General features: G+C 51.4%; 16 protein-coding genes. 6 read left to right on the plus strand and 10 right to left on the minus strand.

Annotation, left to right across the window (positions count from 1 at the left end):
• Position 1: 1 nt before the first annotated feature.
• From accB to cutA, 5 genes are all read right to left on the minus strand, one after another.
• Entirely contained in the window at positions 2–442 is a 441-nt protein-coding gene (accB, locus tag ACH5Y9_RS13920; protein WP_171694616.1) for an acetyl-CoA carboxylase biotin carboxyl carrier protein, read from the minus strand.
• Complete coding sequence (aroQ, locus tag ACH5Y9_RS13925; RefSeq protein ID WP_445366478.1) at positions 432–893, minus strand: type II 3-dehydroquinate dehydratase; 462 nt, start codon at positions 891–893, stop codon at positions 432–434. Before aroQ ends, accB begins: the two co-directional genes overlap by 11 nt.
• A 114-nt stretch (positions 894–1,007) precedes the next feature.
• Positions 1,008–1,535, minus strand: a complete 528-nt coding sequence (locus ACH5Y9_RS13930) for a TlpA family protein disulfide reductase (RefSeq protein ID WP_415878812.1) — start codon at positions 1,533–1,535, stop codon at positions 1,008–1,010.
• Positions 1,532–3,748 carry a protein-disulfide reductase DsbD gene (locus ACH5Y9_RS13935; RefSeq protein WP_445366479.1) on the minus strand — a complete coding sequence of 739 codons (2,217 nt, stop codon included), beginning with the start codon at positions 3,746–3,748 and terminating at the stop codon, positions 1,532–1,534. Before ACH5Y9_RS13935 ends, ACH5Y9_RS13930 begins: the two co-directional genes overlap by 4 nt.
• Positions 3,730–4,047: a divalent-cation tolerance protein CutA gene (gene cutA, locus ACH5Y9_RS13940; RefSeq protein ID WP_445366480.1), complete on the minus strand. Its 318-nt coding sequence runs from the start codon at positions 4,045–4,047 to the stop codon at positions 3,730–3,732. The genes ACH5Y9_RS13935 and cutA overlap by 19 nt, the downstream gene beginning before the upstream one ends.
• A 72-nt stretch (positions 4,048–4,119) precedes the next feature.
• Between cutA and ACH5Y9_RS13945 the strand changes: the two genes are divergently transcribed.
• Positions 4,120–4,560 carry an FxsA family protein gene (locus ACH5Y9_RS13945; protein ID WP_445366481.1) on the plus strand — a complete coding sequence of 147 codons (441 nt, stop codon included), beginning with the start codon at positions 4,120–4,122 and terminating at the stop codon, positions 4,558–4,560.
• 61 nt (positions 4,561–4,621) lie between these two features.
• Here ACH5Y9_RS13945 and ACH5Y9_RS13950 read toward each other — a convergent pair whose 3' ends face one another.
• Entirely contained in the window at positions 4,622–4,858 is a 237-nt protein-coding gene (locus ACH5Y9_RS13950; protein WP_101051651.1) for a YgaP family membrane protein, read from the minus strand.
• 101 nt (positions 4,859–4,959) lie between these two features.
• Between ACH5Y9_RS13950 and uvrD the strand changes: the two genes are divergently transcribed.
• Positions 4,960–7,125 carry a DNA helicase II gene (uvrD, locus tag ACH5Y9_RS13955; protein ID WP_445366482.1) on the plus strand — a complete coding sequence of 722 codons (2,166 nt, stop codon included), beginning with the start codon at positions 4,960–4,962 and terminating at the stop codon, positions 7,123–7,125.
• Between the two features lie 67 nt (positions 7,126–7,192).
• Here uvrD and pyk read toward each other — a convergent pair whose 3' ends face one another.
• Positions 7,193–8,626 (minus strand): pyruvate kinase, encoded by a 1,434-nt coding sequence (gene pyk, locus ACH5Y9_RS13960; RefSeq protein WP_445366483.1) that lies wholly within the window; start codon positions 8,624–8,626, stop codon positions 7,193–7,195.
• A 9-nt stretch (positions 8,627–8,635) separates the two neighbouring features.
• Entirely contained in the window at positions 8,636–9,649 is a 1,014-nt protein-coding gene (gap, locus tag ACH5Y9_RS13965; RefSeq protein WP_445366484.1) for a type I glyceraldehyde-3-phosphate dehydrogenase, read from the minus strand.
• 276 nt (positions 9,650–9,925) lie between these two features.
• Between gap and ylqF the strand changes: the two genes are divergently transcribed.
• Entirely contained in the window at positions 9,926–10,846 is a 921-nt protein-coding gene (gene ylqF / locus ACH5Y9_RS13970) for a ribosome biogenesis GTPase YlqF (protein ID WP_445366485.1), read from the plus strand.
• A 51-nt stretch (positions 10,847–10,897) separates the two neighbouring features.
• Here the strand turns inward: ylqF and ACH5Y9_RS13975 are convergent, their stop codons facing one another.
• The gene (locus ACH5Y9_RS13975; RefSeq protein WP_445366486.1) at positions 10,898–11,539 is read right to left on the minus strand and encodes a methyltransferase; all 642 of its coding nucleotides are present in this window, start codon (positions 11,537–11,539) and stop codon (positions 10,898–10,900) included.
• 364 nt (positions 11,540–11,903) lie between these two features.
• Between ACH5Y9_RS13975 and ACH5Y9_RS13980 the strand changes: the two genes are divergently transcribed.
• The 3 genes from ACH5Y9_RS13980 to ACH5Y9_RS13990 all read left to right on the plus strand — a co-directional run bounded on the left by ACH5Y9_RS13980 (position 11,904) and on the right by ACH5Y9_RS13990 (position 14,179).
• Positions 11,904–12,344, plus strand: a complete 441-nt coding sequence (locus ACH5Y9_RS13980) for a cupin domain-containing protein (protein WP_445366487.1) — start codon at positions 11,904–11,906, stop codon at positions 12,342–12,344.
• 486 nt (positions 12,345–12,830) lie between these two features.
• Positions 12,831–13,100 carry a hypothetical protein gene (locus tag ACH5Y9_RS13985; protein ID WP_445366488.1) on the plus strand — a complete coding sequence of 90 codons (270 nt, stop codon included), beginning with the start codon at positions 12,831–12,833 and terminating at the stop codon, positions 13,098–13,100.
• A gap of 35 nt (positions 13,101–13,135) precedes the next feature.
• Complete coding sequence (locus ACH5Y9_RS13990) at positions 13,136–14,179, plus strand: methyltransferase domain-containing protein (RefSeq protein ID WP_033158951.1); 1,044 nt, start codon at positions 13,136–13,138, stop codon at positions 14,177–14,179.
• Between the two features lie 225 nt (positions 14,180–14,404).
• Here ACH5Y9_RS13990 and ACH5Y9_RS13995 read toward each other — a convergent pair whose 3' ends face one another.
• On the minus strand, positions 14,405–15,751 hold the full coding sequence (locus ACH5Y9_RS13995; protein WP_445366489.1) for a peptide MFS transporter: 1,347 nt from the start codon (positions 15,749–15,751) through the stop codon (positions 14,405–14,407).
• Positions 15,752–15,763: the final 12 nt, after the last annotated feature.

A 15,763-nucleotide genomic window follows, 5' to 3' on the forward strand; every position in this document is an offset into this window, starting at 1 on the left:
GTTATTCAATGATGAACAAAGGTTGGCCATATTCGACCGGATGGCCGTTTTCAACCAGAATCTGTTTGATTTTGCCGCTTTTATCCGCTTCGATCTGATTCAAAATCTTCATCGCTTCGATGATGCACAAGGTTTGACCATTGCTAACCGACTGACCTACCTCGACAAATGCCGCTGAACCAGGCGATGCAGAGCGATAAAAAGTCCCAACCATCGGCGACTTCACAACATGACCACTGACTTTCTCTTCCACTGGCGCGACCGCGGCGGAGGCTGCAGCAACCGCTACCGGTGCCGAAGCCACCGGGGCAGCATATTGCACCGGCGCAGCCGCCGAATAACGGCTGATTTTCACTGATTCTTCGCCTTCGCGAATCTCTATTTCAGCAATATCGGATTCCTCGATAAGATCAATCAGTTTTTTTATTTTTCTAATATCCATTGTTCTGAGTTCTCTCTAGTAATATCTGATGAGCGGCTTGCAAAGCCAATTCGTAACCGTTCGCCCCCAATCCGCAGATAACGCCGACGGCGATATCCGAAAAATACGAATGCTTCCTGAAAGGCTCACGGGCATGCACGTTCGATAAATGTACTTCTATGAATGCAATCTTGGTTGCCAGCAAGGCATCGCGAATCGCCACGCTGGTATGGGTAAATGCGGCGGGATTGATAATGATAAAGTCGACGCCCTGCCAATAAGCCTGATGAATTTGTTCAACAATTTCATGCTCGGCGTTACTTTGCAGGAAATTTAATTGATGCCCCAATGTTTGGGCCAACCGCTCCATCCCCTGCTGAATGCTTTGCAATGTTTTGCTACCGTAAAGCCCAGGTTCCCGGACGCCTAACAGATTTAAATTGGGTCCATTGAGAACCGTGAGGTTTGCCATTGCCGGTGTCGAACAAAAATTAGCCAAATAAGAATGAATTCTGCCTAATTTGTAAGTTTTTGTCCAGATAAACCGCTTTTCACTTCATTAGCCTGCGTTTTAGCGATTTTTCAGTCATTTTGCCGTCAACAACGGTGCAATCACTTCCAGCACTTTTTCTCGGGTCAATTCGCCTAATTGATGATGCACAATTTGCCCTTGTTGATTAATGATCACCGTGAATGGCACGGTGTTGATGACATTGCCCAGCTGTTGAGCCAACATCGTTGCACCTTCGCCGCCAATCAACACCGGATAATTGATCTTGATACGCTTAAGGTAGTCTTCTACCGGTTGCTTGTCTTCGATGGCAATACCGACAAACTGCACTCCTTTGTCTTTATACTCGTCCTGCAGCTTGATGAACTCGGGAATTTCCTTCAAACAGGGCGGACACCAGGTTGCCCAGAAGTTGATAATCAATATTTTGCCTTGCCATTGCGCGACCGATTGCGGCGTATCCGCCAGGTCAGGCAAGCTGAAATTGATTTGCGGAGTCGGTTTACCGGCTTCAGGGGCTGCGAAATATTGTCTGACAAACAGACCGGCCGCCAGTGCAACAAAGGCAATAGCGCTGACTATCAGTATGATTTTTTTATTCATAGTTGTTGCAAGGTTCTTAAAAAAGTAGCGGCATCCTGGTAGCCGATCACGCGCCGCGCCGCCTGTTCACGGCCATCGGCACCGAAAAATATGATGCCCGGCGGCCCAACTAGCTCGAAGCGTTTTAACAAGGCTTTATCCGCCTCAGTGTTATCGGTCACATCGGCCTGGAGCAGCACAAAATCAGCCAATTGTCGCTTAACCTGCGGATCGGTGAAGGTGTAAGCCTCCATCTCTTTACAGGAAATACACCAATCGGCATAGAAATCCAGCATCACCAGCTTGCCGCTGGCCGTTGCCTGCTGGATGCGTTGCTCCAATTCCGCCACCGACGCCACCCGCTGAAAACTAAGCCCCTGAACCGGTTCCTGCGCTTGCGCATTGAAACCCATGCCTTGCAGGGGCTGTAGGGGATTGTCGTTTCCGGCGCTCAAGCCGATCAACTGCAGAATGCCGAATACGAGCATGATAATGCCTAAACCTTTCCACAGTTTACGCCAACCGGAAGACGCCTCCGGCAAAGAATCGATTGCCCCCAAAAATATGGCCGGAATAACCAACAGCAAAGCCCACAAAAACATCGTCACCGCAGCCGGCAGAATCCGCGATAACATCCACACCGCCACGGCCAGCATCGCGACGCCGAACACGGCTTTGGTGGCATTCAGCCAATCACCGGCCTTGGGCAGCAGTTTTCCAGCTGATGCGCCCAACAGTAATAACGGTGCGCCCATACCAAGGCCCATCATGAACAACGCCAAACCGCCCAACACCACATCACCGGTTTGACCGATGTAAATCAATGCCGCTGCCAGCGGGGCTGCCACGCAAGGCCCGACGATCAGCGACGACAGAGCCCCCATGATACCGGCACCTAGGTAAGACCCATCGCGATGCTTATCGCTGGAGTGATGCAAGGCAGACTGCAGCGATTTCGGCAGCTCCAAATGGTAAAAACCAAACATCGACAGCGATAACAGCACGAATAATCCTGAAAACACGGCGATTACCCAAGGCTCTTGAAAGGTCGCTTGCAGATTGCTGCCGAACAAAGCCGCCAAGATGCCGAACAGCGTATACATCAACGCCGAAGCCAGCACATAACTCAAAGACAGCAAGAAGGCCTTGCGCGTACCGATTTGGTCACCATGGCCGACGATGATGCCGGACAGAATCGGAATCATCGGAAACACACATGGGGTAAAGGCTAGCAACAAGCCAAACCCGAAAAAACTGAGTAAAGTCAGCGCCAAACTATCATGCCGCAAAGCATTGACGATTTTGTCCTGCTCCGATAACTCGCCCCCGGCCGGCTTGGCTCGCTGCAATACATCAGTAGCCGGCAAGTCAAGGTTCAGCTTGGATTGCATAGGCGGATAGCACACACCGCGGTCGGCGCAACCTTGAAACTTTGCCAGCAACTCAATGGTTTCGGCAGCCTTGCTATCTCGTAACAGCGGTATATCGACGCTGATCTGGTTTCGGTAGATTTGCACCTGACCAAACTCAGCGTCGTGGTAAGCAGCCCCTTCCGGAAGTTGCAAAGGCGACAACCGCGTCTGGCTAGAGCCTTCCGCTTTAACCGACAACTTATCCTTATAAAGGTAATAACCCTCGGCAATTTGCCAAGTTGCTTGCACAGTATGCGGGTCTTTCAAAGTCGCGAAAAACTGAAAGGCTTGTTCCGCCGGCAATAACTCCTCGGAAAACAAGCCGGGCGACAAGCCCTTTAGACCTTTGACAAACTGGTTGAGCGCCCCATTGTTTGCGGGGGCCGAAGCTGCAGGGAGCGCCACATCCAGCAGTACTTTTTGCGGCGGATAACAAACCCCGGCATCCGCACAACCTTGGTATTTAACCAGCAGCTTTAATTGGGTTTCACGACCTTGATTAATCAGCGGCACCACTACATCCAGCGTGTTGCGATACACCACCACGTCACCCAGACTTGGATCATGCTCGGTAACGCCTTCCGGCATACTCGCCTGGCCCAGCTGAATCGATTCGGTTTGCGACTGGAACTTGGTCTTATCGCGATACAGGTGGTAGCCTTCGACTATCTGCCAATGCAATTCAACTTTATCGGCAGTTTCGGCCGTAGCAGTTAACTTGAATGCCTGCTCCGGGGGCAAAAAATCCTGGCTGTCCAGCGCCGCCGCAGTGCGCCAAAAAACAGCGAATAAACATAATAAAATCAGTCGATGCCAAGGCATGAGTCTATCCATTTCAAATAATCCAGCGAGCCGCTTTCTATCGCGACCGCAATAATTTCCGGGAGTTGGTAAGGGTGTAGGCTTTTCAGCGTCGCTTCAATGGCCGCATAGCGGTCTTGATGACTTTTGATGAGCAGCAAATGTTCCTGAGCGATTTCAATTTCACCTTGCCATTCATAAACCGAGCGCACACCTGGCAAGATGTTCACGCAGGCCGCTAATTTTTGGGTTATCAGAGTGCCGGCCAGTTTGTCAGCAACCTCTAGGTCCGGGCAGGTACAAAGAATCAATTGATACATCGCGATATTATCCTGGAATTTGCACCAAGATGCTCTTAGTATTAGCGGCTTTTTACCGCAACCGGACTCACCATGAAAACCATGCAAATTCTGTTTATCGCTTTTTTGATCGTGCCGTTTGTGGAAATATACGTGCTGCTGCAAGTCGGCGGCTTGATCGGCGCTTTTCCCACTATTTTGCTGGTGGTTTTTACTGCTGTACTGGGCGCTTCGCTATTACGTCGGCAAGGTTTCGCGACCTGGCAGCGCTTCCAGTCCGGGTTGGCACAAGGGGAAATTCCGGCTTACGAAATGATCGAAGGACCGATATTGCTGGTAGGTGGAGCGCTGTTATTGACGCCGGGATTTTTCACCGACCTGTTGGGTTTCGCTTGTCTGATTCCAACCTTACGCAGAAAGATTGCTCAGTACATTATCGAGCATCATTTGCTGCAAACTCAGATGGGCTCTGTGTTTAAACAGGCACGAGACTCGCAAACCATTATCGAAGGCGAGTACAACAAACAAGATTAATAAGGTTTTTTTGAATCCGAATCCGCGCCAAAGGCGCAGATTCGGAGCTAGCCACTAGCAGTTATTGACCGGTAGACCCTGCATCGGCACCCAAGGTATTTTTGTCCATACCGGAATATACCGGGCACCAGCCGGAATAACTGGTCGCAACCAAGACCAAGCCAACCAACAACATCAGGATGCTGGCGGTAAACAGCGATACGCTGAGCAACACCACGCCAGAAACCATGCGAACTTTCTTATCTTTCTCGCCGATGTTGTGCTCAAATTTGATCAAACGTTTATAATCGAAGCTCATTTCCAATCCTCTCTGTGTTGTAGTTATTAGTCCCGACGCACGGCTTTCCCTTAAAGGCAAGCAAATATACACAGCTCCTCAAAATCTGCAAGCTATAAAAAATGGACGTCTCCTCTATCATCACTTCCTTAAACGACGACCAGCGCCTGGCCGTTTCCGCTCCCATGCAAGCCATGCTGGTATTGGCCGGGGCCGGTAGCGGCAAAACCCGGGTACTGGTCCATCGCATTGCCTGGCATATTCAAGTCAACCACATTTCGCCCTACAACATCCTGGCGGTGACCTTTACCAATAAAGCCGCCAACGAAATGCGCAACCGTATCGAAGAGTTGCTCGAAACCCCGGCCCGCGCCATGTGGATAGGCACTTTCCACGGCCTGGCCCACCGCCTACTGCGGCAACACGCCAAACAAGCCAATCTGCCGGAAACGTTTCAGGTGATGGACAGCGATGATCAATTGCGCATCATCAAACGGCTGATGAAAAACCTGAATCTGGACGACAGCAAATGGCCGCCCAAGCAAGCGCAATGGTTTATCAATGCCCAAAAAGACGAAGGTATCCGTGCCAAGCACATGCAGGACAGCGGCGATTTTTATAATCGGCAGATGAAGGAAGTTTATCTGGCTTATGAGGAAGTATGCCAACGTTCCGGTCTGGTGGATTTTGCCGAATTATTGCTTAGAGCCCACGAGCTGCTCCGCGATAACGAAGATTTACTGGCCTTTTACAAGCAACGCTTTCAGCAAGTGCATGTTGACGAGTTTCAAGACACCAACACCATTCAATACGCCTGGTTGCGCCTGCTTACCGAAGGCAACAACAATCTGTTCGTGGTCGGCGACGACGATCAATCGATCTACGGCTGGCGCGGCGCTAAAATCGAGAATATTTTCAATTTCCAAAAGCACTATCCCGAGCACGGCATCGTTCGCCTGGAGCAAAACTACCGCTCCACCGGCCACATTCTGAAAGCTGCCAACACCCTGATCGCCAACAACGACAATCGAATGGGCAAGGAATTATGGACTGCTGCCGGCGAAGGCCAGGCCATTTCCTTGTACTCGGCGTTTAACGAGCAAGACGAAGCCTATTTTGTGGTCGAGAAAATCCGGCAATGGGTGAAAGACGGCGGCCTACGCAGCGAGACCGCGATTTTGTATCGCTCGAACGCTCAATCACGGCAATTCGAAGAACGCTTGATGACCACCGCCACACCTTACCGAGTATATGGCGGGCTGCGCTTCTTCGAGCGCATGGAAATCAAGAACGCCCTCGCCTATCTACGCCTGTCGACCAATCCGCACGATGACCCTTCGTTTGAACGGGTAGTGAATACGCCAACACGCGGCATTGGGGCCAAAACCCTGGACGATATGCGCATTTTGGCCCGCGAACAGCAACTATCGATGTGGCAAGCTGCGTTGGCGATGTTGGAAAGCAATCAACTACCTGCCCGCGCCAGCAATGCCCTGCGTGGTTTTTTAAACCTGATTATCGCGCTCGGCGAAACGACTAAAGATTTGAGTCTGCATGAAACGGTCAAACAAGTCGTAGAGACCAGCGGCTTGATCGAGCTGTATAAAAAAGAAAAACAAGATAAAGGCGAAGCCAGAGTGGAAAACCTGGAGGAGTTAGTCAACGCCGCCCGCTTATTCGATTACGACAGCGAAAACGCCGAAAACCTGGGCGAGTTGGACATGTTCTTAGCGCACGCCGCATTGGAAGCCGGCGAAATGCAAGGCGAAGTCGATGAGGATTGTGTGCAACTGATGACACTGCATTCGGCTAAAGGCTTGGAATTCAAACTGGTGTTTCTGGTGGGCCTGGAAGAAGGCCTATTCCCTTCGCAACAAGCGCTGGACGATCCCGGGCGATTACAGGAAGAGCGCCGGTTGTGCTATGTCGGCATAACTCGGGCAATGCAACAGCTATATCTGACGCACGCCGAGTCGCGGCGGCTTTACGGCAAGGATAGTTATCCGCGCGCCTCGCGGTTTTTGCGCGAACTGCCGCCGGAATCGATTCAGGAAATCAGGTTACGCGCCAATGTCAGCAGACCGGCTACCAATAGCGCACCGCAGTCCAAAGGTTTGGGCAGCAAGGGTACTTACAAACTCGGACAGCCTGTCAGGCACGAAAAATTCGGCGAAGGCGTGGTACTACAAATGGAAGGCGAAGGCGAACAAGAGCGGGTGCAAATCAATTTCCGCAATGCGGGCATCAAATGGCTGATGCTGGCTTACGCCAAACTGGATGCTGCTTAGAATATATTAAAAACGCGGCGTGCGGATAAACCGAACGCCGCGAAACAAGCCAATCCGACTAAGAGGATTAGTCGGTGACAGTAATGACCTTCAGGGAGTTAGTCCCGCCGCTGGCGCCGGTCAAGTCGCCTTTGGTGCGGATCAGTGCATCGCCCGCTTTTACGACACCACGGACTTTCAAAGCCTTGATCAGGCTATCGGTCACGCTGGCCGACTCCATTTTCTCCTTAGCAAACGGAATCGGAAACACACCTTTGTAAAGAGTCACACGCCCCAAAGTGCGCTCCTGACTGCTGAAGGCAAAGATAGGAATATCCGAGCTGATCCGCGACATCCAAAGCGGAGTAGAACCCGACTCGGTCAAAGACGCTATACCGGCAATTTTGGTATGGTTGGCCATATACATCGCGGACATCGCAATCGCTTCGTCCATCCGTTCGAACTTATCAGTCATCCGATGCATGGATTTGGTCACGCTAGGTTGCTTTTCCGTTTCCAGACAGATACGCACCATGGCTTGCACGGTTTTCACCGGATGCTTGCCGGAGGCGGTTTCCGCGGACAACATGATCGCATCGGTACCATCGACAATGGCGTTGGCCACATCGAATACTTCTGCACGGGTCGGGATCGGATTCTCGATCATCGACTCCATCATTTGCGTCGCAGTGATCACCGCCCGGTTCAACTCGCGCGAACGCTGGATCAGCAATTTTTGCGCAGCCGGCAAATTGGCGTCGCCGATTTCCACACCCAAGTCGCCACGCGCGACCATAATCGCGTCGGAGGCCAAGATGATTTCGTCGATGACTTCCATCGCTTCCGCACGTTCCACCTTGGCAACCAAACCGGCGTAGGAGCCAGCCGCTTGCAACAGCTCACGAGCTTCATTCATATCAGCTGCCGTGCGTGGAAAAGAAATCGCCACGTAATCGGCTTGAATCACCGCGATGGTTTTGATGTCTTCTTTGTCCTTGTCGGTCAAAGCTGCCGCGGACAAACCGCCACCCAACAAATTGATGCCTTTGTTGTTGGACAAATCGCCGCCAACTACTACCGTGGTATTGACGCGGGTGTTGTTTTCAACATTGACCACGTCCAATACAACCCGCCCGTCGTCCAGCAACAACCGTGTACCCGGTTTCACTTCACGCGCCAACGGCTCGTAGCTGATGCCGACTTGGGTGTTGTCGCCATCCAGTTTGCCTAGATTAATGTCCAAAGCAAAAGCTTGACCTTCTTCCAACCAAACTTTGTTCTCTTTAAACCGCTCGATACGGATTTTCGGACCTTGCAAATCAGCCAGAATACCGACCCTGCGGCCGGTTTTCTTGCTTAATTCGCGAACGCGGTTGGCGCGGTCGATATGATCCTGTGCCGAACCGTGCGAGAAATTAAGCCTGACAACGTCGATTCCAGCCTCGAACAACTCTTCAAGTACACCGGGTTTGTCCGTAGCAGGTCCCAGCGTAGCCAGGATTTTCGTTCTTCGTAACAGCATGTAAACCCTTTATTTGGCGTTAAACAAAGCAACCGTGGTATCGAGCATACGGTTTGAGAAACCCCACTCGTTGTCATACCAGGACAGGACTTTCACGAAATTGCCGCCGGTGACTTTGGTCAGGCCCGCTTCGTAGATAGAAGAATGTGGGTTGTGGTTAAAGTCCATGGATACCAAAGGCTCGTCATTGATGGCCAAAATGCCTTTTAATGGGCCGGCAACCGCTTCGCGCAGCACGCTATCGATTTCTTCTTTGGTGGTGTTGCGTGAAGCTTGGAAGCACAAATCCACGACAGACACGTTGATGGTTGGTACGCGCATAGCAAAACCATCCAGTTTGCCTTTCATTTCCGGCAATACCAAACCTACTGCGGCAGCAGCACCGGTTTTGGTGGGGATCATCGATTGCGTGGCTGAACGCGCACGGTGCAAGTCGCTGTGGTATACGTCGGTCAATACTTGGTCGTTAGTGTAAGAGTGAATGGTGGTCATCAAACCGTGATCGACACCAATGCTGTCCATCAAAGGTTTAACCAAAGGCGCCAAGCAGTTAGTGGTACAAGAAGCATTGGAGATAACGGTGTCGGACGCTTTCAAGGTTTGGTGGTTAACACCGTAAACAATCGTGGCATCGACATCGTTGCCGCCAGGTGCGGAGATAATGACTTTTTTCGCGCCGGCAGTGATATGCGCAGACGCTTTGGCTTTGCTGGTGAAGAAGCCGGTGCACTCATGAACCACATCAATACCCAACTCAGCCCAAGGCAATTTAGCGGGATCTCTTTCAGCAAATACCCGGATTTTATCGCCATTGATTACGATGTAATCACCGTCTACAGACACATCAAACGGAAATTTACCATGTACGGTGTCGTATTTGGTCAAGTGTGCGTTGGTTTTGGAATCGCCCAAGTCGTTGATAGCGACCACTTGGATCTCGTTGGTGCGACCTGATTCGTACAAAGCGCGCATGACATTGCGACCGATACGACCATAACCGTTAATTGCAACTTTAATTGCCATAGAGTTTTCTCCGGGATGAGTGTGAAAGACTTGCGTCGAGATGTGCCAAAAGCACCAAAAATAGACTGGATTGTAGCAACAAGCAGCCCTCTACGTCTACCGCCGCGGCGCGTTGCGGCGTACAGAAATCCGGCTTTTTAAACATGTCGGGGCTCTACCCCTGTTGAAGGGCGCTTACCATCCTGCACCTATAGGCCCTAAAGGCAAACCAGTAATCAATAGCGCCGGCCCGATAAAAGGTACAATTCTATTTTTCCACTTACCGCAGCACAATCCATGCAAATTCAATGGTATCCCGGCCACATGCACAAGGCCAGCAAGGAGATCAAATACGCCTTGCCCGACATCGATTTGCTGATCGAAATTCTCGACGCCCGCATTCCTTACAGCAGCCAAAATCCCATGCTGGCGAATCTACGTGGAGACAAACCCACTATCCGCGTTCTCAGCAAAACTGACTTGGCCGATCCTGAACTGACTAAAACATGGCAAGCCTATCTGGAGCGAGAACAAGCGGTAAAAACATTGGCCGTCACCACTCAACAGCCGGAAAAAATCAAACAGATTATCGACTTGTGCGCGAAGATGCTGCCGGATAAAACCGCCGCCAACAAAGTGATCCGCACCATGATCATGGGCATACCCAACGTCGGCAAATCCACCATTATCAATGTGCTGGCCGGCCGTACCATCGCCAAAACCGGCAACGAACCTGCCGTTACCAAACAGCAGCAACGCATCAATTTGGCCAATAACATCGTACTATCCGACACCCCTGGCGTACTCTGGCCCAATGTGGAAAACCGCCACAGCGGCTACCGACTGGCAGTAAGCGGCGCCATCAAGGATACGGCTTTCCAACACGACGACATAGCACTGTATGCCTTGGAGTATCTGCGTACAGCCTACCCGGAGCAGTTAAGCCAGCGCTATCGTTTGGCACCTTTGCCAGAAGAACCACTTGCACTGCTAGAAGCCATCGGCGCGAAACGCGGCTGTTTGCGTAGCGGCGGCATCGTCGAATTGGACAAAGCCGCCAAGCTATTAATGAATGAATTGCGCGCCGGTACTTTGGGTCAAATCACCCTGGAAACCCCCGAGATGATAGAAGCGGAAATGCTGGAACTGGCCGCCATCCGCGAGCAAAAGGCCGCTAAACAAGCAGCCAGACGGCGCGGCGGCAACCCACAGAATTAAAAGTCGCCAGACTAGAGCTCATCTCATCCCAAGTCCCAAGCGCGTCAGCTATTACGCTTTCATGACCTTATAAATATGATGCGCGCCGGCATGATTAACGGTGCTTTCTTCCACGGTAACCGAAAAACCGAAATCCGGACCAATGTTTTTCGGATCGTGTTCCTCGCCGACAAAATCCGAGTAGGGAATATAAATCCGCGTGTGCTCGGTAATATAGTCTTTCACTTGATGGAAAAACCGTCTCAATATGTCCCGCCCACCGTCTTCGTTCAGCCCGAAGGTGCCGTCTGACGGGTAATAATTGAAATTAAAAACGATCAGGTCGAACAGCGTGTGCGGCACATCGGCAAATAAATCGCTGTGCAGAAAATCGATAGGCGCCAATTCAGGATTAAAGCGCGTGTTTTCCAAGGTGCAATCTACTGCGTCCCGATTAAAATCGACACCCATGACGCTAGCGCAGCCAATTTTTTTTAACAAAAACGCGAAATAGCCGCTGCCGCAGCCCATATCCAAAGCCATTTCGGCGGGCGGTTGTTGCAGAATGAAATTCCCAAAAAATGAGCTGGTCAACCCAAAGTCGGACGGAAACACATTTTTCGCAATCTTCAAAGTGATGCCATCCAACTCCGTCATATAGGGTTGTTTTTCCAAATAGTGGGCCAATTCCTGCTTGCGAGCATCGATGCTCATATCCGGCTGTTTCATAATTTGCGATAGAGTTGAGTGGCGCCACGCTTTTGGACGCGATTGTTTCAGGAGCCCACCATAAACGGCTGGCCGGTTGATACTTGAATCCTACAACAAACAGCGGCGGGCAACCAAACCCTGTGCAGTTATTGCCCACCGTGCCAGGCCTGCATCATTGGCCAACTGCCTGCCTTTGATGTCGGTCACGCGGTTCGAGCACCACGTAAGAGCGGGCAAATTGCCCGCCCTTTTCGGGCAAATATCAGCTTACCCAGGCCACCGCCTCACCTACACTGCAACTGTCCGCGATATTCAGAGCCCAAACATCAGCCTGCATACCCAGCCACCATCAAGCAGAGAACACACCATGAACACATATCTTTTCGACGACCGCCGTATCGATTGGCAAACCCTGGAGGGGTTCGAGCATTTACGCTATTTCATTCTTAACATCGACACCGACGCCAACATTATCGACGTCTTGTTCAAATTTGCCGCCGGCCAACAAATAGTGCTGCACCGACACAAAGCGCCAAACCACATTTTCGTCATTCAAGGCGAACACAGAATCTACCGCGCCGACGGCACCTTGAAGGAGATCAGACCAGTCGGCAGCTACACCGTCAGCCCGGCCAGCGAGCTTCCGCACCGGGAAGGCGGCGGCGACATTGACGTCATCCTGTTGTTCAGCATCCGCGGCACGGGGGTGCTTTACGACATACTGGACAACGATGCCAACGTTATTGGTAGCCTGACGATGTCCGACTTCGTGGCATTACACCAAGCACAGTCCGGGCAAACCGGATAAAAATCGCGCAATCCCGATCATTTTGAAAGGGTGCAATGAAAACCTCGCTCTCCGCTCCGTTACTATTTGCTCAGGAATTGAGCTGTACCGGCACTATCCAGTAGCGCCAGACTTTACTACTATTATCTCAGCTCGGCCGTCTATTCATGGCTTGGGCTTTAACTATTTATTAACCCGAGCCTATTTATCGTGGGTATGCCGTTGGGGCTGAGATTCTATGATTATTTGTCAAGCAGTGCCTGAAACAATCAGTCTTTCCGTTCACAGAGGCGTCATCATCAATAACATCAAATTTAAGTCCTTCCCCTTTTAAAAAGAGGATCGATGGGGCTTATACGGCATGAACAATGCCCAAGCGGAACTTAACGGCATTGCGTTTATCATCAGAACCAAGCAGCGATTTATCTATTGTGGAATATTGTTGTAAGGTTTAAGCCAACCCTTACAACTTAGAGCGTGTCACCGATCCGATTAAGGAAATTTCCCATGCTCTCCCCTATTCTATTCAGCAGCAGTAGCGCCAATTTCCCGGACGAGTTGATACGTACATTACCGTTCAGAATTGCCTTCAGAGCTTATGCCAGAATGCCGGTGATTCTGACGACCCATCACAGCTTTTCAGACACACAAACCAATTCGGTATCGACTTGGCAGCGGCTAGGCCAATACTGGAGTGATTGCATCGATTGCCTTATCCTGGCTACGGGCCTTACCCTGCGCGGCTATCTGTGCCGCAGCCATTTAAAACGCCCTTAGCACTTATCTTCAATAATAAAAACACGAGGCTTTCCATGACTACCAGTATCGAAATCAGCGAATCGGTCCGCCATTATTATGGTCAGGTCTTGCAATCCAGCAACGATCTGAAAACCAGCGCCTGTTGCAGCATCGACGCCATGCCAAGCTATTTAAAAGCCTTGCTGACCAACCTGCATCCCGAAGTGTTGGAACGGTTTTACGGCTGCGGCTCCCCCTTACCCCCCGCATTAACGGGTAAAACCGTGCTGGATTTGGGCTGCGGCACCGGCCGCGATTGCTATCTGTTGTCGAAGCTGGTCGGCGCGTCAGGACGGGTAATCGGCGTAGACATGACTCCCGAGCAACTAGAAGTGGCCGTGCGTCATCGCAACTGGCATGCCGAGCGCTTTGGATTTGCCAATGTTGAGTTTTTGCACGGTCACATCGAAAACCTGCACACCGTAGGTATCGCCGACAACAGTGTCGACGTGGTGGTCTCCAATTGCGTGATCAACCTGTCGCCGGAAAAACCCAGCGTGCTGGCGGAAATATTCCGGGTGTTGAAGCCCGGCGGCGAGCTGTATTTTTCCGATGTTTTTGCCGATCGCCGCATCCCGTTCAAACTGCGCCAGGACCCGGTGCTATTAGGCGAATGTCTGGGCGGCGCATTGTATTGGGAAGACTTCCGACGCATATTGCACGACTTAGGCTGCCCCGATGTCCGCAAGGTCAAACAAAACGCCATCAGCATCGACGACCCGGACGTGTTCGCCAAAATCGGCATGGTCAAGTTCGATTCGGTGACGGTGCGCGCCTTTAAAATGCCCCTGGAAGACCGTTGCGAGGACTTCGGCCAGGTCGCAACGTATTTGGGCACTATTGAGCAGCACCCGCACAGCTTTGATTTGGACGATCATCATCATTTCGAAACCGGCCGGCCGTTAAGAGTCTGCGGAAACACCGCCGACATGCTGGCGGGTAGCCGCTATGGCGAACACTTCCAAATACTAGGAGACAAAACCCGGCATTTCGGCTTATTCGACTGCTCGCCCGGACCCGGCAGCGAATCAGCCAAGGCTGACAGCGCCTGCTGCTGAGATGGACTGATCCGGTAAATTGGGCGAACGACAGGCGATGTTGTTCATGTGGTTATACGCTCGCGTTGCCGCAATAAAGCCACGCATCGCCATACCGACAACTGCAAAACCGGTCGGATAAAGAATCCTGAGAAGAATCCAAAAATTGTCAGCTAGCGACTAAACGCAGCCCCCTACCCCAAAGCTGTCAGTGGTAAATGTGCAGCCAACACTGATACATGATGGTTAATCCGACCCGACCGCCCTCTTTAATAGCGGTTTGAACGCCCATGTAGCTAAGCCGGTAGCGCCGCCCATCACTGCCAGTAACAGAAAGAAATCCTGTTTCGACATTTGTTCGTAAAAACCGCCGATATAACCCGACAAATAATTACCGAAAAATGTCGACAGAAACCACATGCCCATCATCATCCCCACCAAACGCGGCGGCGAGACTTTACTAACCAGCGACAAGCCAACCGGTGACAGATAAAGTTCGCCGAGCGTGTAAATCAAGGTACATAACGCCAGCCACAGAAAGCTGATTTTGTCGGTGGATTGCACACCGCTGATCGCGAAAATCAGTACCAAAAACGACGCACCCAACAATATCGAGCCGAATGCCATTTTGCCGACACTCGAACTTTGCCGGCCCTGGCCGGCGCGGTAGCGAGAAACACGGTCGATCAACGGTACCAACAAGAATATAAAGGCCGGATTCAGGGATTGAAACCAGGTGGAGGGCATTTCCCAGCCCAGGATATGCCAATCGGTGTTGTGCTCGGCGAACAGTTGCAGCGTGTTACCTTGCTGTTCGTAAACTGCCCAGAATAAAATATTCAACACCGCTAAAGCCATTAATCCGCCTAGTGCCTGCCATTCTTTAGTAGTCAGCGGTTCGGGCTTTATCACCTCAGCCGCAGGTTTAACAAATTGATCCGCGACCAGATATTTCTGCCCAAACAGATAGACCAGCAAACCCAGCAACATCCCGACGCCGGCGGCGCCAAAGCCGTAATGCCAGCCGTAGCGTTGCCCCAAGGTGCCGCAGATCAACGGCGAGAAAAACGCCCCCAGGTTGATGCCCATATAAAAAATCGTAAACGCGCCGTCGCGGCGCGCATCGCCGGGCGGATATAAACTGCCCACTTGAGTCGAAATATTGGGCTTGAAACAGCCGTTACCCGAAATCAAAAACAGCAGCGCCAACAAGAAAAATGCTTCGGCCACCATCAAAAAATGGCCGATAGCCATCAACACGCTACCGACTATCACGCATTTGCGCGGCCCCAACACTCGGTCGGCCAAAATACCGCCGAACAGCGGGGTGAAGTACACCAAGCCGGTATATAAACCGTAAATCTGCGAAGCCAAGGCTTGCGTGGACAAAGGTCCGAACAATCCCTGCAAACCAGTCTGAAGCGGCGCAAATCCCAACACCAAGGTATCGGTTTGCGCGGCTTGAATTAAATGCTGGGTCATATACAACACCAGCAAAGCGCGCATGCCGTAATAAGAAAAACGCTCCCACATTTCGGTGAAAAACAGCACGTACAAGCCGATGGGATGACCAAACAGAGTTTTTTGATTCACGTGGAAAAAGTG

This window comes from Methylomonas sp. BW4-1, assembly GCF_052474385.1.

Excerpts from the sequence above, each read along its gene's own strand:
- ACH5Y9_RS13950 (WP_101051651.1), bottom strand. The coding sequence starts at position 4,858 with ATGAGCTTCGATTATAAACGTTTGATCAAATTTGAGCACAACATCGGC.
- accB (WP_171694616.1), bottom strand. The coding sequence starts at position 442 with ATGGATATTAGAAAAATAAAAAAACTGATTGATCTTATCGAGGAATCC.
- ACH5Y9_RS13980 (WP_445366487.1), top strand. The coding sequence starts at position 11,904 with ATGAACACATATCTTTTCGACGACCGCCGTATCGATTGGCAAACCCTG.
- ACH5Y9_RS13935 (WP_445366479.1), bottom strand. The coding sequence starts at position 3,748 with ATGCCTTGGCATCGACTGATTTTATTATGTTTATTCGCTGTTTTTTGG.
- ACH5Y9_RS13985 (WP_445366488.1), top strand. The coding sequence starts at position 12,831 with ATGCTCTCCCCTATTCTATTCAGCAGCAGTAGCGCCAATTTCCCGGAC.
- pyk (WP_445366483.1), bottom strand. The coding sequence starts at position 8,626 with ATGCTGTTACGAAGAACGAAAATCCTGGCTACGCTGGGACCTGCTACG.
- ACH5Y9_RS13930 (WP_415878812.1), bottom strand. The coding sequence starts at position 1,535 with ATGAATAAAAAAATCATACTGATAGTCAGCGCTATTGCCTTTGTTGCA.
- cutA (WP_445366480.1), bottom strand. The coding sequence starts at position 4,047 with ATGTATCAATTGATTCTTTGTACCTGCCCGGACCTAGAGGTTGCTGAC.
- uvrD (WP_445366482.1), top strand. The coding sequence starts at position 4,960 with ATGGACGTCTCCTCTATCATCACTTCCTTAAACGACGACCAGCGCCTG.
- ACH5Y9_RS13945 (WP_445366481.1), top strand. The coding sequence starts at position 4,120 with ATGAAAACCATGCAAATTCTGTTTATCGCTTTTTTGATCGTGCCGTTT.
- gap (WP_445366484.1), bottom strand. The coding sequence starts at position 9,649 with ATGGCAATTAAAGTTGCAATTAACGGTTATGGTCGTATCGGTCGCAAT.
- ylqF (WP_445366485.1), top strand. The coding sequence starts at position 9,926 with ATGCAAATTCAATGGTATCCCGGCCACATGCACAAGGCCAGCAAGGAG.
- ACH5Y9_RS13990 (WP_033158951.1), top strand. The coding sequence starts at position 13,136 with ATGACTACCAGTATCGAAATCAGCGAATCGGTCCGCCATTATTATGGT.
- aroQ (WP_445366478.1), bottom strand. The coding sequence starts at position 893 with ATGGCAAACCTCACGGTTCTCAATGGACCCAATTTAAATCTGTTAGGC.
- ACH5Y9_RS13975 (WP_445366486.1), bottom strand. The coding sequence starts at position 11,539 with ATGAGCATCGATGCTCGCAAGCAGGAATTGGCCCACTATTTGGAAAAA.